General features: G+C 40.9%; 26 protein-coding genes. 13 read left to right on the top strand and 13 right to left on the bottom strand.

Annotated features, from left to right (window positions below):
- Positions 1–8 precede the first annotated feature (8 nt).
- Positions 9–1,388, bottom strand: a complete 1,380-nt coding sequence (locus MHUN_RS01655) for a COG1361 S-layer family protein (RefSeq protein WP_011447385.1) — start codon at positions 1,386–1,388, stop codon at positions 9–11.
- A 204-nt stretch (positions 1,389–1,592) separates the two neighbouring features.
- Entirely contained in the window at positions 1,593–2,054 is a 462-nt protein-coding gene (locus MHUN_RS01650) for a hypothetical protein (protein WP_011447384.1), read from the bottom strand.
- Positions 2,055–2,229: 175 nt separating this feature from the next.
- On the opposite strand from MHUN_RS01650, the gene MHUN_RS01645 reads away from it, so the two are divergent.
- Positions 2,230–2,778, top strand: coding sequence for a hypothetical protein (locus MHUN_RS01645; RefSeq protein WP_011447383.1), 549 nt, complete (start codon positions 2,230–2,232; stop codon positions 2,776–2,778).
- A gap of 7 nt (positions 2,779–2,785) precedes the next feature.
- Here MHUN_RS01645 and MHUN_RS17065 read toward each other — a convergent pair whose 3' ends face one another.
- The 4 genes from MHUN_RS17065 to MHUN_RS01630 all read right to left on the bottom strand — a co-directional run bounded on the left by MHUN_RS17065 (position 2,786) and on the right by MHUN_RS01630 (position 6,034).
- Positions 2,786–4,375 (bottom strand): serine/threonine-protein kinase, encoded by a 1,590-nt coding sequence (locus MHUN_RS17065; protein WP_011447382.1) that lies wholly within the window; start codon positions 4,373–4,375, stop codon positions 2,786–2,788.
- Between the two features lie 25 nt (positions 4,376–4,400).
- The gene (locus MHUN_RS01635; protein ID WP_048067706.1) at positions 4,401–5,165 is read right to left on the bottom strand and encodes an FHA domain-containing protein; all 765 of its coding nucleotides are present in this window, start codon (positions 5,163–5,165) and stop codon (positions 4,401–4,403) included.
- A gap of 222 nt (positions 5,166–5,387) precedes the next feature.
- Positions 5,388–5,534, bottom strand: coding sequence for a hypothetical protein (locus MHUN_RS18870; protein WP_158498128.1), 147 nt, complete (start codon positions 5,532–5,534; stop codon positions 5,388–5,390).
- 131 nt (positions 5,535–5,665) lie between these two features.
- Complete coding sequence (locus tag MHUN_RS01630) at positions 5,666–6,034, bottom strand: response regulator (RefSeq protein ID WP_011447380.1); 369 nt, start codon at positions 6,032–6,034, stop codon at positions 5,666–5,668.
- 299 nt (positions 6,035–6,333) lie between these two features.
- Here MHUN_RS01630 and MHUN_RS19365 point away from each other — a divergent pair, with 299 nt between their 5' ends.
- The 4 genes from MHUN_RS19365 to MHUN_RS01610 are packed head-to-tail and all read left to right on the top strand — an operon-like array spanning position 6,334 to position 12,513.
- Complete coding sequence (locus MHUN_RS19365) at positions 6,334–9,351, top strand: ATPase, T2SS/T4P/T4SS family (RefSeq protein WP_239441553.1); 3,018 nt, start codon at positions 6,334–6,336, stop codon at positions 9,349–9,351.
- The gene (locus tag MHUN_RS01620) at positions 9,348–11,225 is read left to right on the top strand and encodes a type II secretion system F family protein (RefSeq protein ID WP_011447378.1); all 1,878 of its coding nucleotides are present in this window, start codon (positions 9,348–9,350) and stop codon (positions 11,223–11,225) included. The genes MHUN_RS19365 and MHUN_RS01620 overlap by 4 nt, the downstream gene beginning before the upstream one ends.
- Positions 11,225–11,590 carry a type IV pilin N-terminal domain-containing protein gene (locus MHUN_RS17055; RefSeq protein WP_052288786.1) on the top strand — a complete coding sequence of 122 codons (366 nt, stop codon included), beginning with the start codon at positions 11,225–11,227 and terminating at the stop codon, positions 11,588–11,590. The genes MHUN_RS01620 and MHUN_RS17055 overlap by 1 nt, the downstream gene beginning before the upstream one ends.
- Positions 11,587–12,513 carry a hypothetical protein gene (locus MHUN_RS01610; RefSeq protein WP_011447377.1) on the top strand — a complete coding sequence of 309 codons (927 nt, stop codon included), beginning with the start codon at positions 11,587–11,589 and terminating at the stop codon, positions 12,511–12,513. Before MHUN_RS17055 ends, MHUN_RS01610 begins: the two co-directional genes overlap by 4 nt.
- Before the next feature lie 48 nt (positions 12,514–12,561).
- Here the strand turns inward: MHUN_RS01610 and MHUN_RS17050 are convergent, their stop codons facing one another.
- The 4 genes from MHUN_RS17050 to MHUN_RS01590 form a co-directional block, all read right to left on the bottom strand.
- The gene (locus tag MHUN_RS17050; protein ID WP_011447376.1) at positions 12,562–13,068 is read right to left on the bottom strand and encodes a type IV pilin N-terminal domain-containing protein; all 507 of its coding nucleotides are present in this window, start codon (positions 13,066–13,068) and stop codon (positions 12,562–12,564) included.
- Positions 13,061–13,693 (bottom strand): type IV pilin, encoded by a 633-nt coding sequence (locus MHUN_RS01600; protein ID WP_011447375.1) that lies wholly within the window; start codon positions 13,691–13,693, stop codon positions 13,061–13,063. Before MHUN_RS01600 ends, MHUN_RS17050 begins: the two co-directional genes overlap by 8 nt.
- A gap of 385 nt (positions 13,694–14,078) precedes the next feature.
- Complete coding sequence (locus MHUN_RS01595) at positions 14,079–14,429, bottom strand: tetratricopeptide repeat protein (RefSeq protein ID WP_011447374.1); 351 nt, start codon at positions 14,427–14,429, stop codon at positions 14,079–14,081.
- 205 nt (positions 14,430–14,634) lie between these two features.
- Positions 14,635–15,084: an alpha/beta fold hydrolase gene (locus MHUN_RS01590; protein ID WP_011447373.1), complete on the bottom strand. Its 450-nt coding sequence runs from the start codon at positions 15,082–15,084 to the stop codon at positions 14,635–14,637.
- 736 nt (positions 15,085–15,820) lie between these two features.
- Between MHUN_RS01590 and MHUN_RS01585 the strand changes: the two genes are divergently transcribed.
- From MHUN_RS01585 to MHUN_RS19360, 4 genes are all read left to right on the top strand, one after another.
- Positions 15,821–17,401, top strand: coding sequence for an ATP-binding protein (locus tag MHUN_RS01585; protein ID WP_011447371.1), 1,581 nt, complete (start codon positions 15,821–15,823; stop codon positions 17,399–17,401).
- Between the two features lie 8 nt (positions 17,402–17,409).
- Positions 17,410–17,757, top strand: a complete 348-nt coding sequence (locus tag MHUN_RS01580; protein ID WP_204223008.1) for an SWIM zinc finger family protein — start codon at positions 17,410–17,412, stop codon at positions 17,755–17,757.
- A gap of 923 nt (positions 17,758–18,680) precedes the next feature.
- A complete protein-coding gene (locus MHUN_RS01575) occupies positions 18,681–19,904 on the top strand; it encodes an AAA family ATPase (protein ID WP_052288785.1) in 1,224 nt (407 codons plus the stop codon).
- A 24-nt stretch (positions 19,905–19,928) separates the two neighbouring features.
- Positions 19,929–20,378 carry a PD-(D/E)XK nuclease domain-containing protein gene (locus MHUN_RS19360; RefSeq protein ID WP_052288784.1) on the top strand — a complete coding sequence of 150 codons (450 nt, stop codon included), beginning with the start codon at positions 19,929–19,931 and terminating at the stop codon, positions 20,376–20,378.
- A gap of 158 nt (positions 20,379–20,536) precedes the next feature.
- Here the strand turns inward: MHUN_RS19360 and MHUN_RS01570 are convergent, their stop codons facing one another.
- From MHUN_RS01570 to MHUN_RS01555, 3 genes are all read right to left on the bottom strand, one after another.
- Positions 20,537–20,914 (bottom strand): hypothetical protein, encoded by a 378-nt coding sequence (locus tag MHUN_RS01570; protein WP_011447369.1) that lies wholly within the window; start codon positions 20,912–20,914, stop codon positions 20,537–20,539.
- A gap of 594 nt (positions 20,915–21,508) precedes the next feature.
- Positions 21,509–21,757, bottom strand: a complete 249-nt coding sequence (locus MHUN_RS01560) for a hypothetical protein (protein ID WP_011447367.1) — start codon at positions 21,755–21,757, stop codon at positions 21,509–21,511.
- A gap of 571 nt (positions 21,758–22,328) precedes the next feature.
- Positions 22,329–22,886: a hypothetical protein gene (locus tag MHUN_RS01555; RefSeq protein ID WP_143709311.1), complete on the bottom strand. Its 558-nt coding sequence runs from the start codon at positions 22,884–22,886 to the stop codon at positions 22,329–22,331.
- A 338-nt stretch (positions 22,887–23,224) separates the two neighbouring features.
- Between MHUN_RS01555 and MHUN_RS19120 the strand changes: the two genes are divergently transcribed.
- From MHUN_RS19120 to MHUN_RS17035, 4 genes are read left to right on the top strand one after another with little or no spacing between them, the layout of a single operon-like run.
- On the top strand, positions 23,225–23,923 hold the full coding sequence (locus MHUN_RS19120) for a type IV pilin N-terminal domain-containing protein (protein WP_011447365.1): 699 nt from the start codon (positions 23,225–23,227) through the stop codon (positions 23,921–23,923).
- 6 nt (positions 23,924–23,929) lie between these two features.
- Positions 23,930–24,640 carry a type IV pilin N-terminal domain-containing protein gene (locus MHUN_RS19115; RefSeq protein WP_011447364.1) on the top strand — a complete coding sequence of 237 codons (711 nt, stop codon included), beginning with the start codon at positions 23,930–23,932 and terminating at the stop codon, positions 24,638–24,640.
- Between the two features lie 15 nt (positions 24,641–24,655).
- A complete protein-coding gene (locus tag MHUN_RS01540; protein ID WP_011447363.1) occupies positions 24,656–25,345 on the top strand; it encodes a type IV pilin N-terminal domain-containing protein in 690 nt (229 codons plus the stop codon).
- Positions 25,346–25,350: 5 nt separating this feature from the next.
- Entirely contained in the window at positions 25,351–26,040 is a 690-nt protein-coding gene (locus MHUN_RS17035; RefSeq protein WP_011447362.1) for a type IV pilin, read from the top strand.
- Positions 26,041–26,077 lie beyond the last annotated feature (37 nt).

Raw genomic sequence — 26,077 nt, 5'->3', positions numbered from 1 at the left:
GTCACCGGTCATTTGAAACTGATCTTAATTTTCCGTCCATTGGTCATTCGTTTCCATATCTTCCAGATGATTACAATAACCAGCAGAATGCCAATTCCGTATAAAATTTCCATGACCGGTAGACTATTCAGTCCTGATCCCATCCCAGACAACGGATTCATGGGGTTTGACCTGCCAGACGGACCAGACCCTCCTGCCTGCCCGGATGGAGCTCCTGATGGTGGATTGCCACCCCCTGAAAACCCGCCAGAAGCCCCGTTCATTGCAGAACCAAATCCGCCATTGACCTGGTTTGTATCAATCGAGATGTTCTTCGAGAACTGATTTCCTGATGAATCCTTGTATAAAATGACGAGAGGAACAGATTTCAGGTTTTGAGGAACGGTGATCTCAAAACTTGCAAAGTCCCCGGATGTGATAGTCCCGATAACATACTTCTGATTCGGGTTTCCGGATTCATCGGCAGCACTCTCTAACGCAACAATAACACCATATGCATCCGAAAGACCGGCATTTGATACATCTCCGGTGATCGTATTCCCGCCAGACCCAGATGTCACCTCAATATTGTTTATGATGGGATCAGCTGCAAGTTTATCGGTGCCTAGAGGAATAGCAATGGTATACGATGTTTCATGGGCATTCATTCCACAGGTATAACTGATGTTAAAGGTGAGGTCAGTCTCTTTTGAGGGAGTTATCTCAAAGGGGATTGCTTTTTCAGAATGAGGAGGCAGATCTCCGATGAATGCTGAACTCCGGTTGGACTGGATACCATCTCCGGATGGGATAATGGTAATCCCGGTCATGTTTACACTTTTCGCATTCCCAAGCAGGAGCGTGAGTCGTGTGGTTACGCCACTCGTAAATACCTGGGGGATACCTGATACTGATACCGCAATCTGGGGCTCTTCTACCCGGATGGGAACATTATATCGAAGGCTTCCCGCATCCTTATAATTGATGTAAAATGCCGGATAGTAGATATTCTCAGGCTGGTTGGCAAGAATGGTAAAGGTAAATTTTGTCCTTGTTCCGGCACCGATTGTCCTGCTGCTTTTATAGACATCGCTATTCAGGACCACAATCTCCTTTGAGATAAGCTGGGCATCAGTAATAGCAACATTCGAAGTGCCGGTATTTTCCACGGTAAACGTAATAAGCCCCACATCACCGGTCATTAACACAGATGGTTCTATAACAACGTCAGTTACGGTAATTCGTCCGGCAGCATCAATAGTCTCATTGGTCGCAGCTCCAAGCACCGGCTGAGAACATGTCATGACACCGGCGAGCATAATCAGCAGAATCGCGATTACAGAAAGATTTGAAATCCATTTATAACTTTTTTTATTTTGAACAACCGGTATAATATGTAGCTCATTCATAAAAGACCTCAGGGAATGTGATGCCTGAAATATTTTCTCTCATTATTTCTGGTTCGCATGACGAAAGGAGTTATCGAAATCATGTGAATTATATTTGTAAAATAGTGTTCAAATGGTATCTGATTTGTACGTGATGCGTGGGTCAAACCATGCTGTCATAATTATTTCCAAAAATGAAATATGGTCCGGATGAGAACGCCATTCCTACTGTGGTGGCTTCTCACTTTGGTTCGGAGGGGCCGGGCGTTCACCAGGGTTATTCTTCCAGAACTCGTCAAGGAGACTCTGAGCAGCGGTTGTATTTCCACCTGCAAGAGCAGTTTCAATTGCTGTTACATCCTTTCCTTTTTCCTTCAGTTCCTGGATGATCTTTGCAAGTTGCTCTGCACTCATCTCCGGTCGCTTGGGTTTCGCTTCCGGGTGTGCAGCATAGAACTCATCGAGGAGTTTTCTGGCAGTATCATTATCACCACTGTCAATGGCAGCCTGGATCTTTGATACATCAAAACCCTGTTCACTCAGGTTCTGAACCATTTTGTCAAAGCCACCATTCGGATGTCCATTTGGAGGTGCTGCATGTGTATCCTCTGCAAAAACACTGCAGATCATCACACTCAGAACCAGTGTGATAATCAAAGAAACGATGATATTCGATGCTTTTTTCATACTCAATCTCCTGATTCAGACCATCGAATGCCGAAGATCTGATGTTCAGTCACCACGTATCGGATAAGAATAGAGATAAATATCACGAAACCAGCAAGTACAATATCCAACCATCTGGTTCATCATTCATTATCAGTACCAATGATCAAATCATTATAAATACAGGAAACCATCTATGATTTTCACCAATATTGAAAGGGGATTCTATCAAAGAATTCTTCTCCTGGGAATGTTCCTGCTCAGTATCGTTTTTCTCTGTGGGACGGTAACGGCAGATACTCATGACGCAGATAATTCCGTCATTACATTTCATCTGACAGATTTGGGAGACGATGATATACTCCGCGTGTCCCTGATGAAAGAAGGAGAGTCTTCAAAAAACGGTATGGTCAGACAGGAACAGAATATTGAATTTATCAGAGATCGGAATGAGATCAGATGGAATCCATGCAATGATAACGAATGCATGATCTTCTCTTCAAAAACCGCCGGGGGAAAAACCGGACGTGATCAACTTATCCTTACGATAACATTCAGCAATCCCAAGGTGGATGTTACTTCCTGCTCTGGTGATCCCACCTGTGAACGACTCAAAGGAGGGACATATACAAAAAGCGGGATGCTGGACGGGATACTCTATACCGGTAAAACCTATGCAGTATCTGCAAGCAGCCTGAAAGCAGGGGTCGGGGAAGCGTTTGAAATGCAGGAGATGCCAGCATAATTTTTTCTTACGATTCCGAGATGAGATTTATCATTGCAATAAACTCTTTTACATTCTGATATCGCAGGTTAGGATCAGCCTGCAATGACCTGGAAACAATTTCATCGCAGAATTTTAATGCAGGATTCACTTCTGAAGGGAGGATATATTCATTCTTCTGAATTCTGGTAAATAACTCTCCAATATTCGAACTCCCATACGGTGGCGTCCCACAGATCAGTTCATACAAAAGTATCCCCAGCTGATAGATATCCGTTCTTTGATCACCATTTCCATATTTTTCCGGGGATAACTGTTCAGGACTTGCATAAAACAATGAGAAACTGGTATTTCTCGTATCATCAACCCGTTCAATCAACCGGGAAAGACCCCAGTCGGTAAGTTTTACCGTTCCGTCATCCGCGATCAGGACATTTCCCGGTTTAATATCACGGTGAATAACTCCATTCTCATGAGCATACGCAAGAGCAGAGGCTATCTGCCGGATGATAGTAAGAGCCCTGCCAGGAGATACGGGAAGCGTAATATCTTTCAGGGATCTTGGGATGTACTCCAGCTCAACATAGGGAACCGGGAATATGTTCTGATCAGTAATTTGTGCTATGTGAGGATGCGTAAGATCCCGCCAGACTGACATCTCATTCAAAAAGGTCTTTCCACTTGTTTCATCAGCAGAGAATGGAATTTTAAGCGCAACAGTCTTCCCGTCAGCATTTCTTATCGCACGATATACAATCGCCATCCCCCCGCTTCCAATAACAGAAATGTCATGATATTTCGAGGTTAATCTTTCAGGAAATGAGGGGGGGAGCTCAGCAGATACCAGGGGGAGAGAACGGGTGATGGTTTTATCATGACTGGTTCCAAGACCGGTTCCTTCTTTTTTATGAATGAAATGGGTGGTAATAAGCGAGAAGGCAGCACCAGGAGTAATAATCGTCAGAGCGGTCACAATATTTACTTGTAGTGCGAAGTTTACGGGTATGCGGACTGAGAGAAGGAGAATTATTGCTATAACGGAGAAGAGGATGTGTGCCTGGTGCAGGGGAACAAGGGGACGGGTTCTGAACAGCGATACTGCCTGAATTATCGATGAGAGAGCAAGATAAAACAGGATGCCAAACGTTGCATACATGGTATGTATAAACGGATCAATTCCACCTTCAAACGACCCCAGCCCATATAATATAAAAATAAAAGCACCAATGAGACTGGCGCTGATGATATGACAGATTATCATCATGATTCCCGCCCTTTTGGAAGATGAGTAGTGATATTGTCCCCCGATTGAGAATCCGGCAATGAGCATGATGATCAGAATAATCAGACTCACTCCTATGGACACGGCCGGTAACTGCCAGCTCTCGAAAGGAAGGCGTATAGGTTCAGGTTCCGGGACCCCTCTTCCACCAGTAAACTGTGGCGGGTAAAAAGTTCCGGATTCAGGATAGGGAGATCTGTTACCGATATTATCTATGAAATCGTTATTTTTCCAAACAAGATCCGTGTTTAAGGATTCAGAGGATACAGGGACGGCAAGAACGATAAGGAGACTGATAAAAATAAAAATATTGTAGAGAATGGATTTTGTAATCATATCATTTCAGGTAGTATTTTTTTATTTAATCGGTGATGAAGAGGAACCGTGCCGACATATTGCCGGTTCCAAGGATGATGAGATCCCCGTCGGTTATTGTTCGCCGGGTATGTGGTGAAATAGGTTCGGTATTGACAAAGGTTCCGGATGTGCTGCCACAATCTTCTATCTCCCATACATTTCCATGGTAGATACGTGCATGAGGTCGGCTGATACGGGAGACTGATTTATACTCCGAACTCAGCATCACAACACTACTCTGCATCTTTGAAAAACTCATATCGGTTGGATCAACCCGGCCAAGAGGTATCTTATCACCATTCAAAGAAAAAACCTTGCCTTCTTCAGGTCCGGTTGTCAGATAGAGACAGGGTGAAGTTACTCCAAATTGTGTGCTAATGTCTTTTCGGAGAGTACTCAGTTGTGTCGCAAGATCTGTATGAGTGATCATCAACGATACTTTTGAGAACATCGAAAGGTTCGTTATGATCTGTTCCATCCCGCCTGGTGCAAGTGAATATTTCCATACCGGGTGGATTCCGGTCATAGTCTCTGAGCTCATGCCGGCGTCTTTTCTAACAAGACCAGCCAGAAGGAGTTTGTCAATATGTTTCCTGATATTTTCATAGCTGGTCCTGGTTATAGCGGCGATCTCCTTGAGTTCCATGGGCCGGGTTTCAAGAGAGGAGAGGATCTGCAGCCGGACCGGATTTGCAAGGGCATTCAGATATTCTGACATCTCAATGAGATACTCAGGGTCACGTTTGCCCTGAATGGTATTGTCTGTCATATCAGGTACCCAAGTCATATGTTCACTGGGAGATTATGTCTTTTCTGTATAAAGGAATGCGAGTCACCCATTCCCTGGGATAATGATTGATTCAGAGTGATAACAACAAAGAGATTATGATAATTGATGGATGTGTTGAATTAAGTATTACAATTAATCTTTAAGTATGAATAGATAATATTAATATCAGTAGAGATATACAATTATATGCAGTGGGTTACTTCATCTGGGAGCGGGTGCCCTAAAACCAATACTACCAGCCATTTCATGCACGGACAGAGCGTCGTCTTTAAGAGCAGCACTCATATTATCACTCGTACAAATCCTGGCACCGGCCCATTCCATTGCATGAACTGAGCTAACTTTCATTCATAAGTTCCCTTTGATTGTTCTGAGCACAGTATCTGGTTTTTATGAAATTATAAGTTCAAATTTCTCTGATAATAGTAAATACAAGGTATATCAGCAAAAAGAACTAATCGAAGGAGGGAATTAATAAGTTATCCGGGACTGCCCAGTATTCTCCGTACTGCAGAGAGTAATATCTCCGGATCATAGGGTTTAACGACATAGCCATTCGCACCAGATCTCATCGCCAGATCAATAACCGGACTCTGACCTGCAGAAGTACACAGAATAATCCGGGCTGATGGATTAGCTTCCCGCATCTTTTGCAGAAGATCAATACCATTCATGCCAGGAAGAATCAGATCAATTATTACCAGTTCTGGAGATCTCTCAAAATATTGTTGCAGACCTGATTCTCCATCCTTTGCTATGCCATTGATCCGATATCCAGCCTGGCTCAGAATTTCCCTGGCTCTTTTCAGATCTTCATCCGCATCATCAATGATTAGTATACCCGCCATACCTATACATGAGGAATACAAGAACGTAGTCTTGCCCAATATTTTTTCACAGCATCTCTGTAATGGTATACATTATATTTCTATATCAAAAAATTTTTCTTAATTAAAAAATAATTTATTAGATAACTTGTAGAGAAATATTCTTTCAATGATATGTATATTGAGATGATTAATCATAATTCTTTTGAATTCATAGAACTAAGTATTATAGAAAAATTTGATAATTGAAAAATTAATAAGATTTTATATTTTTTAATATTAATAGTGAAAAATTATTCGCATACCATCATAGAAAAATTATGGACGGGATAGATAGTAAACAATGTGGAGATTTTTCTCCAATGTTAGCCTCCCAGTATCAGATCCCAGGAACTCAGGTAATTATATCAATAATTCAGACCGGTCCATTATTCTATGAATACCAGGTAAAGGAACCAGAACTCATGGGAGACGATTCTGAACGGATCAAATTCCTGCGTTCACATTTTTCCCGCTTATTTCAGGATAAAAAGAGAAATCAGCAGTTTGTCCAAAACTTTTCTCATGAATTCGCCCTTGAAACTTCAAAATTATATCCATCATTATCCCTGGATAAGATCAAATTATTTGAGTATTATATATTCAGAGATTCCAGGGGATTTGGTCCGATTCAACCTCTCATTGATGATCCTTTTATCAGTTCAATAGCGATCAATGGAACGGATGGCTTGGTACATGTAACCCACGACACATATGAGACCATTTCCACCTCCCTTCATCTTCGTGAGGATGAAATTCGAATACTTGTAAAAAAATTTTGTAACAGATCGATTCGCCCGTTTGATTATGATACTATCCCAGACGTAGTCGAACTCCGAACGGGTTTGAAAATAATTTTTTCAGGGCAGAAAAAGAATAAAACCCCTTTGATTATTACTATTGAAAAACCCTCTTCAGACACCCGGAGTCTTGTTCCTGATAGGATCATTTCCTCATATCATCTCTATCATGATATGATAGAAGTCACAATCATCGTATCACCTCCTGACCGGTTTTTTTACCAGATATCCATCATTCCCCTGAGTGATCATGAAAAAAGTGCAATACAGGCATCAATAGAATATATAAAAAAGAAAAGCGGTTTACAGACGTTTCATGAGGGTGCATTCAGGATATCAGAAAATGATTTTTCAGGATTTTTACATACGAATTATCCGGATATTCCGGACCGAAAACACCATCTTCTGTATACAGCCCTGACTTTCAGACAGGATGTTGTAAAATGGATTCGGGTTATTCTTGCTGACCCAAACATTACTAGAATTCTCTGCACCCACCCCGGAAAATCGGTTAAGGTATGGCACAAAAAAACCCTTGGAGAAACAGAAACCTCCGTCATCCCAAATAGATCAGATATTAACCGATTTGCAACCTTTTTAATTAAATCTTCAGGGAAAGATTATGACCCGTCTCAAAATGAAATCACCCTACAATTTAAAATGGGAGAGAGAGTTTTCCTTACCAGAATCAGGGATGATAAAGGTCATTACTACCAGATAGAAATAGAGAAAAACGGGAATAAAAAACCATTACCTGAAAAGAATCAAAGGGTATCTGTTCCGAAGATCACTCACACACTAGAATCCGAACCAGATGAGCGTATTGATGCTCTGATTTCAAAAATTTTCGAACGTGACCTTAAAAAAGAATCATCCGAATCTTTACCTTCACCTAATGAACCGGTAAAATACTCTGAAGAGGAGCAGGGATTTTTCCGTCTCCTGAATCCTCTAAAAAAGGGTTTGAAAGGGTTTTCCCTATCCGGTTATCAAAGAAAAGAAAAGCCCAGCCGGGACGAAGCCCCGGTTCCTGATGTTCTTCAGGTTCCATCGGTCATGAATATTCCTGCCAGAGATGATGATATTGCAGAGGAAGCATACTGGCTTTACCAGCCGCATGCATATGCAGTCATCTTACAGGACAAAAACAAGGAGCGATTGTACCGGGTTATTGAACCTGAACTTACTCCCCGTGAGAGAATCATTCTTGAAGAGACACACGAAACACTCCGTGATGTACTGGTATATGACAAACCGGTATCCCGGGGAGATCTTTTCCTCGAATATGGTGAAGTTGCAAAGATTGTCAGGACGTATGATCCGAAAATTCACGATGATCGGCTCTCAGTTATCTATTATTATCTCCGACGCAATCTGAATGGGTATGGGAAGATTGATCCTCTGATGTATGATGAGCTTCTTGAGGATATCTCATGTAACGGCCATGATCTTCCCGTGTATATTCATCACAGGTATTACGGAAGTATCCCAACATCTATCAGATTTGAATCGGAAGAACTCAATCGGTTCGTTCTAAAACTCTCACAAAAAGCAGATAAACAGGTTTCACTTACATCACCCCTCCTTGATGCATCACTCCCGAACGGGTCACGTGCCCAGATTACGTATTCTGATGTCGTTTCAACAAAGGGTAGTTCTTTTACAATTCGTAAGTTCAGATCCGACCCGATGACCCCAGCGACTTTGCTTGCATTCGGGACGTATAGTAACGAACTTCTGGCATTTATCTGGCTTGCTCTTGAAAATCGTCAGAGTCTTATTGTTGTCGGGGGAACTGCCAGTGGTAAAACATCAGCAATGAATGCATTCTCATTTTTTATTCCTCATAATTCAAAGATCGTCTCTCTTGAAGATACCAGGGAGATTCAAATCCCCCAGAAAAACTGGCTCCCAGTTCAGACCAGAGTGAGCAATTCATTTAATGATCGGGGAAGCGTGGACCTTTTCGACCTGCTGAAGGCATCTCTTCGTCAGCGGCCGGAATACATCATTGTTGGAGAGGTGAGAGGGAGTGAAGCCCAGACCCTGTTCCAGGCGATGAACTCAGGCCATACCACTCTATCTACCCTTCATGCGGGAAATATCGAAGAGGCATTGAACCGTCTAACAAACGAGCCAATAAATGTCCCTCCGGCTATGTTTGGTGCTCTAAACCTTATGGTTATTCAGACATTTCATTACCGTGCCGGCAGGATGATCCGGCGATGTGATGCCATTCACGAGATTGTTCTTGGAGAAGGTGACAAGGTTAACTGGAATACCCTGTATGAATATGATCCGAAAAAAGATTCATTTAAAAAAGTATTTAAAAAATCCAAAACTTTACAGACGATTCAGTACATGCATAACTGGACCGATGAAGAGATTCAGTTCCAGTTGAATCTTCGTGCATCGTTCCTTTCCAAACTCCGCAATCAATATAGTACCGATCCTGAAATCCTCATTCAGATGATCTCTGATCTGCGGAGGATGGCATGATGTTCATATCTCCCCGGCAGGTGGATGCATGGCTTGAAGGAACCAATATTCGAAAATATATCCGGGCAGCTCATCTTCCATATTCACAATATTCCTATTTTTTACTGTTACTCAAATGCAGCATAGCATCAGTCAGTATTTTTGCAATTCTGACCATTTATATACTATCTCTACCTGATGATGTCCAGCTCATTCCAGGAATGGCCAATATCTATACAATCCTTATCGCATTTGTCCTCCTCGTACCTGGTGTTATCATTGGCATTTTCACCTATCCACAGACAGTTGCCACAGGGAGAAAATCCTCTATCGATCTTGATCTTCCCTATGCAATCACATATATGCAGGCCCTTTCCACGACTATGACATTATATAATGTCATCCGGAAGATTTACGAGGCTGATGATCTTTTTGGAGAGGTGGGAAAGGAATTCGGGCTCATTGTCAGAGACGTAGAGGTCTTTGGTGATGATCTGTATACCGCTATCAGAAACCTGCAAAAAGTAACCCCATCGAAGAATCTTGAAGAATTTTTAAATGATCTCCTTCTTCTCTCAAACAGTGGAGGAGACGTGACAAATTTTCTCTCATCCCGGTCTGCATATTTCAGGGAGTCTGCAGCTCGTGAACTGGAATCAATATTAAAAACGATTGAGGTGATGGCGGAGGTCTATGTAACGGCTTTCGTGGCCGGACCTATCACGATGATCATTATCATTGTGGCACAGAACCTGGGAGGAAAATCCGATCTTGCCGGATATATGCCGCTGATTATCATCGGTCTTGCTCTTGGATCAATAGGGATGATTTACATCCTATACTTGATGCTCCCCTCCATTAAAATGGATATTACGAGGAAACCTAGAGAGGAATCTGAATTTTCCGATGTAATGATAGGGAAAGAGGAATATTCAAAGGTTGACAAGAGTTTTTTAAAGAGGGTTGAAGCAAAGAGAAAGCGATTCAAACTGGAGAATTTACTGAAAAATCCGGCACGTGCATATATTTCCGATTATAATTATGGAATAGCACTTGGATGTGTGTGTGGCGGAATTGTATCTGCACTCTATTACCTGGGTTATCTGAATGAATGGATACCGGGGATGTCTCTGGAAGCATTCATAAGTCTGCTCATAATATTTTCACTGGCTCCACCCTCTCTTGCATATGAAGGAAGAAGCTGGTTTGTGAACAGTGTAGAATCTCATACTCCGGAATTTCTCCGTCAGCTCGTAGATATGAAAGATGTGGGAGTTACGTTGCAGACGGCCATCAGTCTGATCTCCAATTCAAAACTCGGGGTGCTTTCACAGGAACTGGTCATGACATCAGAGGATATCAGGAGAGGGGCAACAACCATTAACGCCCTGGTCAGGATGGAAGATCGAATCGGACTGGTATCAGTCAAACGTGCTATCTCACTCCTGGTCAAGGCAAGCGAGGTGACCGATTATATCAAGGATGTCCTGATTATTGCCATCAATGATTTCGAGCATTATCTGAAATTAAAGAAGGACCGGTTTAATATTGCGATCACGTACGTGATGATTGTGTACCTGGCCGTAGGGATTTATATGTATACCGCTTATTCCCTGAATGTCTCCTTTGTATCATCTTTTACGAATTTCAATATCTCATTTGATACATCCGGAAACCTGACCGATATGTTCAGGATCGGGTTGGTTCTTGGGTTTTTTTCCGGCCTTATGGCCGGACAGTTATCTGCGAACAGTGTTCTGGCTGGTTTAAAGCATGCTATTCTTCTTGTCCTTGGATGTTTTGTGTTATTTGTTTTTATTATTCCATATCAGCTGGATATTGCAGCCGAAGCGGCCAGGGTTGCGGCAGATGCAGCAGCAAACGGAGGGGTGTAATGAGAGAAGAACCTGCTGTTTCGGCAGTCCTGAGTGAAGTTTTAATGATATCACTCGTGTTAATCCTCGTGCCGATTGTGACGATAAGTCTGATGAACCAGTTACCTGAGGATCGGGTTCCGACAGTTAATATAAAGATGAGTCCGATTACGAATAATAATGTGACTTTTTATCATAAGGGAGGTGACTGGATAAAATTTACTGATATTAGAATTCTCCAAAATGGAAGGCAAATAAGTTTTATGTATGATAAACCTGTTTTCGATTTGGGAGACCATATTACTGTTAGTGGTGTTATTCAAAATGCTAGAATTGATTTTGTTGCGAAAAATTCAATAATATTTTCAGGTGTACCCCAGCCATGAAAGATAACGCTGTTTCACCGGTTGTTGCCTTTATGTTACTCCTGATGATTGTAGTATCCTTCATTTCTGTTCTCAATGCATATTATATCCCATCACTGAAACAACAGGCAGAGATTGAGCATCTTCACAACGTGGAACAAAGTTTTTTAAAAATTTCATCAGATATCCTTCAAATCCTGACATTTCGGCAAAATATGACGATGAATGAACCGATTCAACTTGGCGGAGGTGATGTGTTTTTTTCACCAGTAAAATCTTCTGGATATTTAGAAGTAAACACATCTGTACAAGATAATCCATTATATACAATTAATATTCAGGTGAAAAATAAGGATGATCATATTATTTATTCTCAATATTCAGAAATTAACCAGTCAAAAATTATTTTCCGTCCAATAGGGAATTTTTGGATTAACCAGGGTTACGAATGGGAAGATGGGATTATTTACATTACTAAGGGAAATCGAAAAACGAGTCTAATATATTCAGATACAGATGAAAAAATACAACAAACAAGGAATAATTACTATAATATGTCTTTACCTCGAATAAAATTATCAGAATCCCAGAATAATCTTACTAACATTATAATAGATATCATTAACATTGAAAATCCCTTACAAAAACGCTCCTACAGCGGAAATGGATACGGAAGTTTTATTGTAGATCTTAAAAAAGTAAAACAGTACAGTGCTCCACTCAACATTAGTGAGAAAATAATTTTTGATACTTCAAATAGTGCAGTTAATTATGGAGTTGACTCCACAATCAATGATACATTCTATCGCTCTATTCCCTGGACAAATGCTATCTGGGATCATAATTCATTTACTCTTACAATACCAAATAATCCAATATTGTTAATGGAAAATAAAATTCCGGATTTGACGATAAATCTTTGGAATCTTTCTTTTCATTTTTAATGAAGAGGAAAATAGGATTTGTGGTTATTAGATAAAAAAAATCTTTGGTCATTCCTCAATTAATACTTCATTTCTGGATATCATTGAATTTTTATAGTAGAATTCTAAATAAGAGGTATTTCCAGGATTGTCGGGATTACTTAGCCTATCTTTTTCTGCGATTTTAGCCTGTATTGTATCAAGATCGGTTGGACTAATATATGAAACATCACCAACTTTAAACGAAGTAATCCCTGAAGCCCATGAATTCAATCCATCTAAATCGGTAATGTATTCTTTTTGTACTTCAGAAGCATTCTGAATTGCATTTCTACCCATTGTTTCAGATGGACGAACAATTACTTTAACTGATGATGTTGGAATTGGATCACCACTCACATGCCGGATCTCCATCCCACCACTCTGACTATATTTTACCTGTAAGGTAGCTGAAGGAGCTTTCGGTTCGGTATCCACGAGACCGCCTGCATAACTGTTAACTATCGCAGCAATAATCAAAGTAAGAGTCAGCATGAGGAGGACGCCGATAACCGGAGAAACCGCTTCATTATTCATGATTTATGACCTCCGCTGTTACCTCTTTATCTGCAATTATTGCCCCACTGGGAACATGTATGAACTGTATTCTTACTGTCGTTCCATCCCGAATATTTTTCCAATTTTTCAGAGTTGCATCCATATATTTAATATCGGTACTATTTGCACTCATACGGGTTCCCCCCAGTAAAGTAAAGTTGCCGAAATCCTTAGGATTTAAACCACCCGGCTCATATCCTACTGGATAGGTAAATTCATTATCAACATTTTTTGATAATGGGGTAATCACAGTCCTATTTGGTTCACCATCACCTCTCCACTCAGTAACTAATTTCAAATCCCGCGTAGGGATACCCTGACTCACAGAAACTACTCTTATATCCAAAAAACTATCTTTTCCCGTTGAATTAATGAATACTGACGCTTCAAATAACAACTGAGGCGGTTTCTCCTGTTTCTGTGCAATTCCCCCGGTCATACCACTAATTATCGCAGCAAGTATCAGGGTAATTGTAATCATAAGCATGATCCCGACAACCGGAGATACGGCCGATTCCTTTTTCACACCTACACTTGAAAAAAATTCTGCCAGTTTCTCTATTACCAGATTTTTCTGATCCTTTTCAGTTGTAAATACAGACATAGCATAAATAAACGACTTAAGAATATTTCAAAATATGTATTAAGTTATTAAAATTTATCATAAAAATTAAACGATATAAGCAATTATATCAGATTGTTGTCAACGGCGGTGTAAAAATCCCCAACTCAGGCGTTATTTATTCCGCCCTAACTGGGGAATTTGATCCCGACGAGATTGGGGGAAATAAACCGCCATTGACACTTACTCGGATAAGACTTACCATTCATGAAATGAAGAATTTATTTTCAAGGCCCCTTATTAATTTCTCACGATTTTTCTGTACCAGCTCATCATACGGGTGAATTCGAAGAACTGAATCATAGGCAGTAATTGCTTTGTCGTAATGACCCATCCTCTCATATCTCTAACCTTTATTGTGCCATGCCTAAGTAGAATTCGGTTTAATCTGAAGAACTTTATCATACGCCAGTATCGCCTCATCACATCTATCAAGGACTGAAAGGTAAAGCCCTCTCAAAAACCATGCTTCAGGCTTTTCCGGATTAACCTGAAGAGATCTATCACAGGCTTGGATTACTTCTTCATCGCAACCCATATACGAATAAACAAGTGCTTTTTCATACCATGCATCAGCATTTTTCCAATCTATACGAATTACTGCATCAAATGCCTGTATTGCTTCATCATATCGACCCAGCCGATAAAGGACTTTCCCTTTTTCAATTCCAGCAGAAAGATTCTTTGGATTCATCAGTATTCTCATGTTATATGCCATTAATTCCCAATTATACCTGATGAATAAGGGTGCAGGCAGATCGTACTCCGTCTGAATCAAATTTCCACAATCAGATGTGATTATGATATGTATCGGTGTTCCGGATAAAACAACCAAAAAACATAGTAGATTAAATATCGAGATCATGCAATGTACTCCGTTTTTTTCAATCCATACAGGACTCCATATATTAAAACAACCGTTCTCATAGAGAAAAAGAAAAAGAAGGTGCCCTTATAAATTTATCATCGGAACCCTCAGTCAATAATAACCTCTCCTTTTCTGATTGCAAATGTCCCCAGATAAACCTTGACAGACATTGATACAACCGGTTGTCTATGCTATTGTGAATACAGGAACCATCCAGGCGTTCAGTAAGCCGGTTCATCGTATCATAAGGCATACTCCGAAACCAGTGATCACAATCAAGCAGGACTGATCTGGTAACATGCTCAATATTTTGTCTCAATTTTTGTTCCAGGTAAAATGCATTACTGACCGGTATATCCAGATCACCTGATCCATGAAGAATGAATGTCGGGGAATTGAGTTGTGAAAGTAATGAGTAACTCTCTTCATGCAAATCCGGATGAATATGGATATCTAAAGATTCAGGCCCTTCCCGAAGCACAAGTTTATTTCTTCCCTTCCGCATAGCATACAGAATAGTACCGAAATGAGAGACGACAAGACGGGTTTCTGGATATAATTTATTTATCGAAACCGGGAAAAAACACGGATTTTTTTGTATTTGTGAGAGATATTTCTGTGAAAGAACAGTTTCAGCGTCTGAATAGATCCCCCCTGCCAGAACGTATCCTGCCGGATGGATTCCTGACCTGGCATAGGTACATAATTTTCGTGAGCCAAACCCATGTCCGAAGAAAATGGTGTTCTTTAATGAATATCCCGTTTTCTGAAGTAAATCATGTAATCAATCAAAACCGGCAACATACACTCATTCGGAATACCCTCTTTCCAGAAGAGATCTGGTGAAGACCCCGGTTTTTTATGATTCATTCATATAAATTAGAGAAGCAGGCATTTAATAATAATTTTATATAAAATCGTAATATTTTTCTATACGTACATCAAATAATTATGTGTGGGTGTGCTATCTCTGATACCATCTCACACATATCCAGGGATTGATTGTTTGGCATTGGGGAACCTTCATCGGATCCTGCAGAATCGTGATCGCACTCGTACACCTTACGGAATAATATTTATTTCTCTTTTTATCAGGAACAATAGTGAGTAATCGGTGAACATTAACCCCCGGATGCTGATGGCAGGGATGATGCCGGGGGCTCAGGAATTATCATAAACCGGCAGATGGATCTGTATCTTCGGGAGAAGTTATTTGACTACAGGATGAATAGCTACGTACGATGAGATTTTTCAATACTGCCGGGCCTGTACAGTGTGAGAAACATTACTGTCTTCCTCCTCTTTCCCGGTTTGATCTACCAGAAATACTCAATCTCATCAATCAGGAGAAGTATTTTGTTCTGCATGCACCAAGGCAGAGTGGAAAGACTTCATGTCTACTGGCTTTGCGGGAATATTTGAACCGTGATGGGAAATTTGCTACATTCTATATGAATGTGGAAACCGGACAGACTGCAAGAAGTGATGTTGGGAGAGGAATGAAAGCAATAATCAGCGAACTTGCATTTCAGACTGATTTAACGATAGAGGACGCATCACTAAGGGATCAGATAAATCATTATATTGATGTATATGGTCCTGATGCAGCATTTAAAATGGTTTTATCAGATATATGCAAAAAGATCTCTCTTCCGGTCGTTGTTCTTATTGATGAGATTGATGCCCTGGTTGGTGACACTCTTATTTCAGTTCTTCGGCAACTTCGATCTGGTTACACTGAAAGACCTGCGTCGTTCCCATCATCAATCATCCTCTGTGGTGTTCGTGACGTCCGTGACTACCGGATTCATTCAGATAAAGATAAGGCAATAATCACCGGTGGAAGTGCATTTAATGTCAAAGCCGAATCCTTACGGCTTGGAAATTTTACTGAAGAAGAAACCAGAACTCTGCTTCTTGAACATACCAAAGAGACCGGGCAGATATTTGAAGAAGAAGCCCTATCCTCTGTCTGGAACCTGACACAGGGTCAGCCCTGGCTGGTTAATGCTCTTGCATATGAGATCTGTTTCAAAATAGAAGAGGGGAAGAACCGATCTAATCCGGTACGTAAGTCCATGGTTATGGAGGCAAAAGAACATCTCATCCAGAGGAGGGAGACTCACCTAGACCAACTGGTGGATAAATTACAGGAAGAGCGTGTCCGGAGAGTTATTGAACCTATATTATGTGGTGAATCCGGACCTGAAACGATTCCGGAAGATGACATCTGGTACACAGAGGATCTGGGAATTATTACAACCAAAGGCCAGCTTCGAATCTCAAATCCTATATATCAGGAGATAATACCCAGAATTCTCACATACTCAACCCAGCTTACTATTACAAAAAAACCTGCATGGTATATTGATTCCAGGGGCAGACTGGAGATGAAAAAACTTCTTCAGGAGTTTCAGCAGTTTTTCCGGGAGCACAGTGAATCCTGGCTCGAAAGGTTCTCCTATCGAAAAGCCGGCCCTCAGTTACTCCTTCAGGCATTTTTACAGCGGATAATAAACGGAGGCGGACAGATTACGCGGGAATATGGACTTGGCAGAGGTAGGACCGATCTTTTTATCCTTTGGCATCTGCCTGACGATACATTTCAGCGGTTTGTCATCGAATGCAAGATTGTGTATGGTTCACGGGAAGCAACGATTCAGAAAGGCCTTGACCAGGTGACCAGGTATGCTGACCGATTTGGAGCAGAAGAGGTATACCTGCTCATATATGACCGGAAGAAAGGAAAGAGCTGGGAGAAGAGGATCTTTACTGATACGATTGAACATGAAGGCAGACAGGTAACGGTATTTGGGATGTGATGTATAGAATGAGGGATCCACTTGAAGATCTTGATCTCGGAGCTCCTTATGATGATCGGATGAAAAAACGGATCATACAAAAGTACAAAGGAAGGGGGAGACGGGCGATATCGATGGTGAGCAAAGGAGTAGTCGTACGGGAAACGCAAGATCATTATATAATTCATGATGATTCATTCGATCATAGAGTCATTGAAGATACCTGCACGTGTCAGGATTATATGCAGACAGGAGGACCGTGTGCACATATGATTGCCGTTGCGATAGTAGAGGCCATGAATCCGAATTTTGATTCATATGATACAGAAATAGAAGCATGGAATGCGTATTATTTTGAGATGTTTGGAAGAAAATGATCGAAAAGCCTGTGGTTTTTCTATTAGCCGGGCTTTACAGGGCATTTCCTTCTCCTCAAGCATGATTGTATCGTTTTACCTATCAATTATATGAATCCATTTTATTGATTATTATCCAAATAAACCCGGATTTCCATCTATCATCCCATGTATACCTTTTTTAGGAGGAATCCTGCGTGGTGTTTTTTTTTCAATCCTTGGAAACATACATAGAGATTGAGGATCTGGAGACCTGTGATGTGATTTCATGAGTGTAAACTCAGGGTATTTCGCCAAAATAAAGTCAGATTAAAGGATTTGTTATTACATCCGATTTTGGCTGATAAATAACAGTAATTTGAACCCTGTTTATAAAATAATCAGAAATTATCGGTTTAATAGAGGGTCGCTATTGTTTAAAATTTTCAAGGTGAATTTATAAGGCCAACCAGATATCCGGCAATAGAAGCCAGCCATAAAAATATTATTATAATAATCATAAAATTATTTTATAAATTATAAATTTATATCTGTTCATTTCTGAAGTACGTACCACTCTGCTCCAGAGGGGCTGACCTATGCCCATTTGAAAAGTCCATCCCTTTTCGTTTTTTCAGGTGGTCCATTGTATTGTATACCCATTGGTTGTTCTGATCTATCTCATTGGATTATGTAATTACAAAAGACAGAATGAAAACCATAAATTATCAGGATCGAATTTCGCGAGTGCTATCACCGGATTTTCAGACAGGGCCCTGTTTTAATCATTTTTCTGTCATTTAACGAAAGGTGACAATTATTATGTAGATCATAAGCCGTGAATGAATGATACATTTTTGTATTTGATGGAACTGGAGTATGGCATTCAAGAGCGGATGAGTGCAGTAAAAGATATCCAATTTCAGGGCAATAGATATCAGAGAATTACCGGGAAGAGATGAAAGATGCCAAAATTTCGTATCGGAACTGATGATTTCAAAAAACTTCACGATCAGGATGGGTACTTTGTCGATAAAACTTTACTCATAAAGGAGATTATCGATGGCAGCGACGTTACTCTGATACCCCGGCCACGGAGGTTTGGTAAGACCCTGAATATGACGATGCTTAAATATTTCTTTGAAAAATCTGGCGAGAACCGGTCATACTTATTTGAAAAGTATGCTATCGCAACCCATCCCCAATATATGTGCCATCAAGGGCAGTACCCGGTCATTTATCTGACATTAAAAAAGATAAAAGGGAATACCTGGGCTGATGCCAAAGAGCAGATCATTCAGATGATTGGCAGATGCTGTTCTTCAGCAGATCTTTCGGTCTCATCTCTGCGTTTGGAGGATCAGGAGATCTACACATCACTGGTATCCTTTCGCCCATCTGACACAATCCTTTCACTCAGCCTTGAATTACTGACGTTATGGCTGTATGAATATCACAAAAAGCCGGTAATAATCCTTATCGATGAATATGATACTCCCATGATAGAAGCGTGGATACGGGGATATTATGATGAAATGGCTTCCTTCATGCGGGAATGGCTAGGTGCAGGATTAAAACAGGAACATGGACATGCACTCTTTCGGGCAGTTATAACAGGAATTCTTCGCATTGCAAAAGAATCGATCTTCTCAGAGCTGAATAACCTGGACGTTGCAAGTCCACTTATGATAGGTCCTTTCTCAGATAAATTCGGTTTTACTGAACCTGAAATGAAATGTATCCTTGATGCCTTTCATGCTCAAAGTCATGCCGGGATCATACGCGACTGGTATAACGGGTATTCATACGGTGAGCAGACAATATACAATCCTTGGTCTGTCATAAGTTACATTCAGGCAATTCCAAATCCTCCCGGACCGAAATGGCTCAATACGTCTTCAAATGCTCTTGTCTACGAGGAACTTGCAACCGGGGGTCTGGAAATTAAACGTGACCTTGAAATTCTTTTATCCGGGGGAGAGATTCGCTATCCGATATCTGAAACCATTACCTTTCCTGATATCGGAAAAAATCCGATGAACATCTGGAGTTTTTTATATTATTCCGGATATCTGAAGGCTGAAAATCCGCAACCTGATCTTCGGGGGAGGATTACCTATCAACTTTCAATCCCAAATCGGGAAATTAGTTACATGTATGAACATTTCATTGAGTCACTTTATGATTAGACAGATGGTGGGCTTGATGCACTTATGAAATGTTTTCTGGGTGAAAGATCGCTCCAGCATCTTGAAAGTATTTTACAAGATCTTACGTTACGTCTGGTAAGCATGTATGATCTGGCAAAACTTCCTGAAGCAGTCTTTCATGCATTCATACTCGGACTTTTGGCGAACCTGAGAAATATCTATGAGATCAGATCAAACCCGGAGGCAGGGTATGGCCGGGCAGATATACTCATGATTCCAAGAAAAAGTCATAATTATTTTGCCTATATTATAGAATTTAAAACTACAGATACCAAAACCGATACAGAGAAAACTGCCCAAGATGCAATCGAACAGATCCAAGAGAAGGAGTATATATCTGCTATCCTCAATGCCGGCATAAAGCCGGATAAAATAATAAAACTGGCAATCATCCTTCAGGGGAAGAAAGTTGTTGTAGAGATTGAGAAATTCGATATACCCTGCATGGTTTGAAACTTAAGTGATGAGATAACGAAAAAAAGGGAGAAAGAGTTCAGGATCGAGAACCAGAGTTGGGAGGATGGGAGGGATTCGGGAAATATATCTGTTCTACTCGATTGTTCACCTCCTTCCCATCAGTACGGCCCCTCCCCTTCCGGCCATTCATCCTCTTAATACTCCGGAACCGGTGTCGGTGTCATCTCGGGTGCAGGATCTCCGGTCTTTATGGAATAATTCACTGTCGCAAATTCTCCTTCGATGGTCAGGTAATGGATTCCTTCCCGGTATATCGTTATCGTCTTTGTTTCTTCGCTTGAGTATCCCCGGTTATATCCATCCTCGGCGATTATTCGTTGCCAGGGATCACTGACGGTAAGCTTTGCCCATACGAGAAGGGGGTTTGTAACGTGCGGGTGAACGGAATAGGTGATGGCAAACGGGCCTTTTGTGATATTCAATAATTTTCCGTTTGCATATCCACCAAGACCAACAGAACCTGAAAATGTGGTGTTAAGTGGTTTTCTGGCATTTGTATCATCATTTCTCAATATCGATGTGCGATTTCCGATTTATTTCGGGAGAGGAAGAACTTCGTATGGATTCCAGTCAGTGACTTTGGAAATAATGGGGGTAGGGATCGGGTGTTGATATCCTTCAAGAGAGGAATTTATAAAAGTCCTATATCCAGGGAAATGGTTATTGTTTTCTTCATGTCAAATTCCGTTTCCTAAAATGATAAAAACCAGGAATGAAAAGAAGCTCAGATCGGGAAGGATAAATGACCTGACCTCTTCGTGTTTGATGGAGACGAGAGTATGGAGAGCAGGGAACGGATGATTATTGATATGGCAATAATACTATTTCCGGGAGTATGTTTTGTGAGCTTTTTCAATCGTTTCTATCTTTGCAATTTTAACAACCTTTTTTTCTTCTTCAATGAGGTAAAAAACTGTATAAGAACGAGAGATATGGAGACGATATACTACCGGAGGATTTTGAAATTCCAGTTTTTCTCTATTGCCCCCGGAAAAAGGATTTAATTGTAGTTCCTGAATTTTTTCTACAATAATCCGACGTGTTTAATGGTAATTTCTGGAGATATTCACGCGCCTTTTTTTCTATAAGGATAGTATACACGGGTTTTACTCCTCTTCCGTTAAATCCCCGTTCATAATTTGTTCTGCCTCAAAAGGCTCAAATTCTCCCGATTGATCAATCTCCATTACCATCTGCCAATCTCTAAAATCTTTTTCACGTTTTATCATTCCAGCGATGAGGTTATCATAGCTCTGCCCAGCCTTTTTGAGTTCATGGAGACTTTGCCATGTTTGAACCTTAATCGGAATCCGTTTAATCTCATTTTGGTTTATATTATACACACTCGATTCCATAGGAATAGATTTGCAACCAGGATAGATAAATTGTGCATATGTGCCAATTTGTGCATATCATAATTGAGAAATGTGTAAATGATTATTTAGGCAGTTAAACTGAATAATGGTTAAAGTAAAATAAAAGACTGGCGAAAAAGGACATGAAAATTATTTTTTTCTCTTTTTCTTAGGAATTCCATAAAAAATACCCTCTTCTAGTAATTTCTTATATTCAGGTTTTATCCTACCGTCACCAGTACTTGCCTTATTCATTATACCTCTCAAGGTCCGAGGGCCTTTCGTAATACCAGGGATCTTTGGTACCATAAAGCAAATAAGTTTTTTAAATTATTAATAAATTTCGATCAATTTTTATATAAAATATAAATACCACTCAGATCTTATTACTTTAATATTGGTTCGCCATTCTAAATCCTGATGAAATGACTTTCATAACAATATTCTACGTAACCAGATAAGCAAAAATTGATAGCGAAGAAGTTATTGTATTGAATTATCCACATGAACCAATTCTCCTTGGTATCCAGGCTTGTTTTGATCTCCACCTACCTCTCCCACAATCATCCCATCAGTACGGCCCCTCCCCTTCCGGCCATGTCCCTTCATAATATTCCGGAACCGGTGTCGGTGTGATCTCGAGTGCCGGATCTCCGGTCTTTACGGAATAATCCACTGTCGCAAATTCTCCTTCGATAGTCAGGTAGTGGATTCCTTCCCGGTATATCGTTATCGTCTTTGTTTCTTCGCTTGAGTATCCCCGGTTATATCCATCCTCGGCGATTATCCGTTGCCAGGGATCACTGACGGTAAGCTTTGCCCATACGAGAAGGGGGTTTGTAACATTAGGGTGAATAGTGTATGAGATCGCAAACGGGCCTTTTGTTATGCTCAAAACTTTCCCAACCGCATATCCTCCCAGTCCGACTGAGCTAGTATACGTGATATTCAGGTGCTGGCGATTGAGAGAGATGGGATTTTTCAGGATTGATGTCCGGTTTTTGGAGGCAGGGGGCAGGGGGAGGATCTCATAGGGGTTCCAGTCAGAAACGGTTGAGATGAGTGGAGTGGGGGTAGGTTCCGGTGTCGTGGGAATAAATTCAGGTTCATAAGAATTGAGTTCGTTCAACTCCGACAGGTCCTCCCCCTGCGTTTGTTCCTGAGTATCCATCGTCGGTTCATAATCAGGTAATCCAGGAATACCCAGACAACCGGAGGTGAGTATGAAAGAGAGAGATATAAAAAAAATGAGAGGAGAGAACAGGATATTGAGGAAATGTGAGTTTTTCATTCTTACATTATTTTAATTTAGAGTTGAAAATAGTTTATATGAAGGTTAATAATTTTATTATTTAGGCAATAAATATAATACAAAATTAAAATTAGTATTATCAAATCATTAATGTATTAAAAAATTAATACTAAATTAGCTCAAAGAAATGAACTGAGAGCTACGGAGAATTATTTATGATAAGGAAAGATTGTGCAGTATCGCCGGTAGTTGGTGTTCTGCTGATGTTGGTGGTGACTATTATCATCGCCGCAGTTGTCAGCGGATTTGCCGGCGGACTAGCCGGATCACAGGAAAAGGCTCCCCAAGCAAGTTTTGAGGTGAAAGCAGGAAGTCAGGATGGACAACTAGAAATATCATTTGAGCATCTGGGGGGAGATCCTATTCTGACCAAGGATTGTGAGTTAATTACCTTTCTTACCCTCCCGAATGGTACGGTGGTAAAACATGTCCAGACTCCTTCCTCACCGCTAGGAAGGGGAAATACAAATCCAGTTGCTATGTATTCCAGAGGACCTCATCTGACAGACCCTCAGAAATACGCTTACCCATGTAATCCAATTGGAGCTGATGTTACTTTAGGAACCGGATGGGTATTGAGTGGAACTGACACATTAGGAACAGCAGAAAACCCTGCATGGTTCGGAAAGGCAGTATGGCTTCCAGGCGATGTGGCCAGAACTTACCATACCAACATGACTGCAAACATCCTTGGTCTGGTAAGTAATCCACAGCCGGGAACTGATGCTGAATATTCCGCCGCAACCGCGATATTAAATGATGCATACACGAAAAATTCGAATGTAGAGATCAAACTGCTCCATAAACCGAGTGAAAAATACATACTGGATAAGAAGATTGTTTTGAGGAAGTGAGAGACCATGAAACAAATTACATATAAAGATTCAGCTGTCTCTCCGGTTATTGGTATTCTGCTTATGCTGGTAGTGACAATCATTATCGCAGCGGTTGTATCCGGATTTGCCGGAGGGTTATCAGGCGGTCAGGAAAAAGCACCCCAGGCGTCGATCAATCCTACAGATTTCCAGATAAAAGATGTCAGGTATATTGGTTCAAATGTCAATTTTGGACAGGGACTACGGGCTCCGGCACAGGGAGCAACCAATCCTGCAGCGGACATATTTATCACTTTTGAACACAAAGGCGGTGAACCTATCAACCTTGATGGGGTTGAAATGCATTTAAGTGCTTTAGATCAACCCCATTCCGGAACAGTGGTAAGCAGAGCATTAACTCCTCAAACCGGACCTGATATGACTCATTCACAGGGAACTGCCGGACAAATTGGAGTGAAATCTACCATTCCGGGATGGAGTCAGGGTTGGAGTAAATATATCGAAAAATTCCCGGATAAAACCAGTACTACCGTTAAACCCGGGGAGCGTTTTGTCCTTCACGCAGATTATGCAAACAACGCAGGTCAGGTAGCCTGGCATCAGCAGGCCGGAGCATATCCGTTCTTTATAAAGCAGGGGCAGGTACTGGTCTACGACCTGATGGATAAAAACACCCAGAAGACTATCTCCAGCGGCAAAGTCGTCGTGCCGGAATTTTCTGTAAGGACCAGCTGACCGGAGGAGAAAAGAATGAAGAAAAATTATCGTTTATTTGAAGACGCAGTCTCACCAGTTATCGGTGTCCTATTGATGCTGGTTGTGACAATTATTATTGCAGCCGTTGTATCCGGGTTTGCCGGGGGCCTCGCAGGAGATACACAAAAGGTTCCCCAGGCAAGTATTCAGGTAAAGACCGGGTACGGAACGAATTACTATGGTGATGCTATTGATAAAAACAACTTTGGCATTTACTTTGAGCATTTAAGTGGGGATCCACTTCCAACCAAAGATATTGAAATTATTACTTACCTGACATTGCCAAATGGAACGGTGGTAACTCACAAGCAGAACGCGAACTCTCCATTCCAGAATGAAACAACCACCGGATATACTCGTGTACCATTTATACGCGACCAGATGCTTGGGAATTATTATAATACCACTGCCCAGATTGATGCAGGTGGAAGTAACCCATGTTGGTTTGGAGTTTATACCCTGATGCCGGGTCAGGTAGTAAGAACATATAAAAAAGGTGTTACTGCAGGATTCCTTGGTTTGGTGCCAGAATCGTCACTCTACCCGGTTAACGCAGCTGACTTTGCAGCAGGAGCAGATCTTCTTGAGCAATGCATTCAGCAGGGATCACAGGTAGATATCAAATGGCTCCATAAACCGAGTGGTAAGTACATCCTTGATACGAAGATAAACTTGCAGGGGTGAAAAAGATGAAATTTATTGAACATAAGGATAGTGCGGTTTCGCCGGTCATAGGAATTCTGCTGATGCTTGTGGTGACAATTATCATCGCCGCTGTTGTTTCAGGGTTTGCTGGAGGGTTTGCAGGAGATACCAGTAAGGCACCCCAGGCAAGTATTGTTGCTAAAGATATAGTTGTGAACGAAGCATATGATGGCTCAAATACTGATTATGATTTTAATGTAGTAGCGGGAAAGGCTGCTGACATATACGTTGTCTTTGAACATCAGGGTGGAGACGGGATTAATCTAAACAACGTTGAGATATATTTAGGTTGTACCAAATACCCCAGTGCAAAATCAGTAATCTCAAATGGAAAAACTCCTGAAAGTAGTGATTCTTTCTTCGGCGATCATACAAATATCCAGTCCACATTCTCAAAGGGATGGACAAAATACCTTGAAACATTTCCAGAAAAAGGTTCAATAAGTTCTCCAGGGTCGAAATTTGTTCTTCATGCTGATTATGCCAGGTGGAGAATATCGGGAGATAGTTCAGCTCCATGGAAGAAAATTTCCTGGAAGCCGAGTGGAGCCGCAGGAGCATTCAGTGTGGATGTCGGTGATTATCTGACTTATGACATCATCGACAAAGCAACGAAAAAGTCAATTGCATCTGGACAGATACCAGTAAAAGACTTTACAGTTTCATTAACATAGATCTTTTTTCTATTTTTCTTTCTTTATTGAAAAAATA

Origin of the sequence: Methanospirillum hungatei JF-1, from assembly GCF_000013445.1 — an archaeon.
GTDB classification, from domain to species: Archaea; Halobacteriota; Methanomicrobia; order Methanomicrobiales; family Methanospirillaceae; genus Methanospirillum; species Methanospirillum hungatei.
Note: the sequence above shows the minus strand (reverse complement) of the source record. Positions and strands in the feature narration are given on the sequence as shown.

Bases quoted from the DNA above. Each gene is read 5' to 3' on its own strand.
- MHUN_RS01655 (WP_011447385.1), bottom strand. From the start codon at position 1,388: ATGAATGAGCTACATATTATACCGGTTGTTCAAAATAAAAAAAGTTAT.
- MHUN_RS01650 (WP_011447384.1), bottom strand. From the start codon at position 2,054: ATGAAAAAAGCATCGAATATCATCGTTTCTTTGATTATCACACTGGTT.
- MHUN_RS01645 (WP_011447383.1), top strand. From the start codon at position 2,230: ATGATTTTCACCAATATTGAAAGGGGATTCTATCAAAGAATTCTTCTC.
- MHUN_RS17065 (WP_011447382.1), bottom strand. From the start codon at position 4,375: ATGATTACAAAATCCATTCTCTACAATATTTTTATTTTTATCAGTCTC.
- MHUN_RS01635 (WP_048067706.1), bottom strand. From the start codon at position 5,165: ATGACAGACAATACCATTCAGGGCAAACGTGACCCTGAGTATCTCATT.
- MHUN_RS18870 (WP_158498128.1), bottom strand. From the start codon at position 5,534: ATGAAAGTTAGCTCAGTTCATGCAATGGAATGGGCCGGTGCCAGGATT.
- MHUN_RS01630 (WP_011447380.1), bottom strand. From the start codon at position 6,034: ATGGCGGGTATACTAATCATTGATGATGCGGATGAAGATCTGAAAAGA.
- MHUN_RS19365 (WP_239441553.1), top strand. From the start codon at position 6,334: ATGGACGGGATAGATAGTAAACAATGTGGAGATTTTTCTCCAATGTTA.
- MHUN_RS01620 (WP_011447378.1), top strand. From the start codon at position 9,348: ATGATGTTCATATCTCCCCGGCAGGTGGATGCATGGCTTGAAGGAACC.
- MHUN_RS17055 (WP_052288786.1), top strand. From the start codon at position 11,225: ATGAGAGAAGAACCTGCTGTTTCGGCAGTCCTGAGTGAAGTTTTAATG.
- MHUN_RS01610 (WP_011447377.1), top strand. From the start codon at position 11,587: ATGAAAGATAACGCTGTTTCACCGGTTGTTGCCTTTATGTTACTCCTG.
- MHUN_RS17050 (WP_011447376.1), bottom strand. From the start codon at position 13,068: ATGAATAATGAAGCGGTTTCTCCGGTTATCGGCGTCCTCCTCATGCTG.
- MHUN_RS01600 (WP_011447375.1), bottom strand. From the start codon at position 13,693: ATGTCTGTATTTACAACTGAAAAGGATCAGAAAAATCTGGTAATAGAG.
- MHUN_RS01595 (WP_011447374.1), bottom strand. From the start codon at position 14,429: ATGGCATATAACATGAGAATACTGATGAATCCAAAGAATCTTTCTGCT.
- MHUN_RS01590 (WP_011447373.1), bottom strand. From the start codon at position 15,084: ATGCGGAAGGGAAGAAATAAACTTGTGCTTCGGGAAGGGCCTGAATCT.
- MHUN_RS01585 (WP_011447371.1), top strand. From the start codon at position 15,821: ATGAGATTTTTCAATACTGCCGGGCCTGTACAGTGTGAGAAACATTAC.
- MHUN_RS01580 (WP_204223008.1), top strand. From the start codon at position 17,410: ATGAGGGATCCACTTGAAGATCTTGATCTCGGAGCTCCTTATGATGAT.
- MHUN_RS01575 (WP_052288785.1), top strand. From the start codon at position 18,681: ATGCCAAAATTTCGTATCGGAACTGATGATTTCAAAAAACTTCACGAT.
- MHUN_RS19360 (WP_052288784.1), top strand. From the start codon at position 19,929: ATGAAATGTTTTCTGGGTGAAAGATCGCTCCAGCATCTTGAAAGTATT.
- MHUN_RS01560 (WP_011447367.1), bottom strand. From the start codon at position 21,757: ATGGAATCGAGTGTGTATAATATAAACCAAAATGAGATTAAACGGATT.
- MHUN_RS19120 (WP_011447365.1), top strand. From the start codon at position 23,225: ATGATAAGGAAAGATTGTGCAGTATCGCCGGTAGTTGGTGTTCTGCTG.
- MHUN_RS19115 (WP_011447364.1), top strand. From the start codon at position 23,930: ATGAAACAAATTACATATAAAGATTCAGCTGTCTCTCCGGTTATTGGT.
- MHUN_RS01540 (WP_011447363.1), top strand. From the start codon at position 24,656: ATGAAGAAAAATTATCGTTTATTTGAAGACGCAGTCTCACCAGTTATC.
- MHUN_RS17035 (WP_011447362.1), top strand. From the start codon at position 25,351: ATGAAATTTATTGAACATAAGGATAGTGCGGTTTCGCCGGTCATAGGA.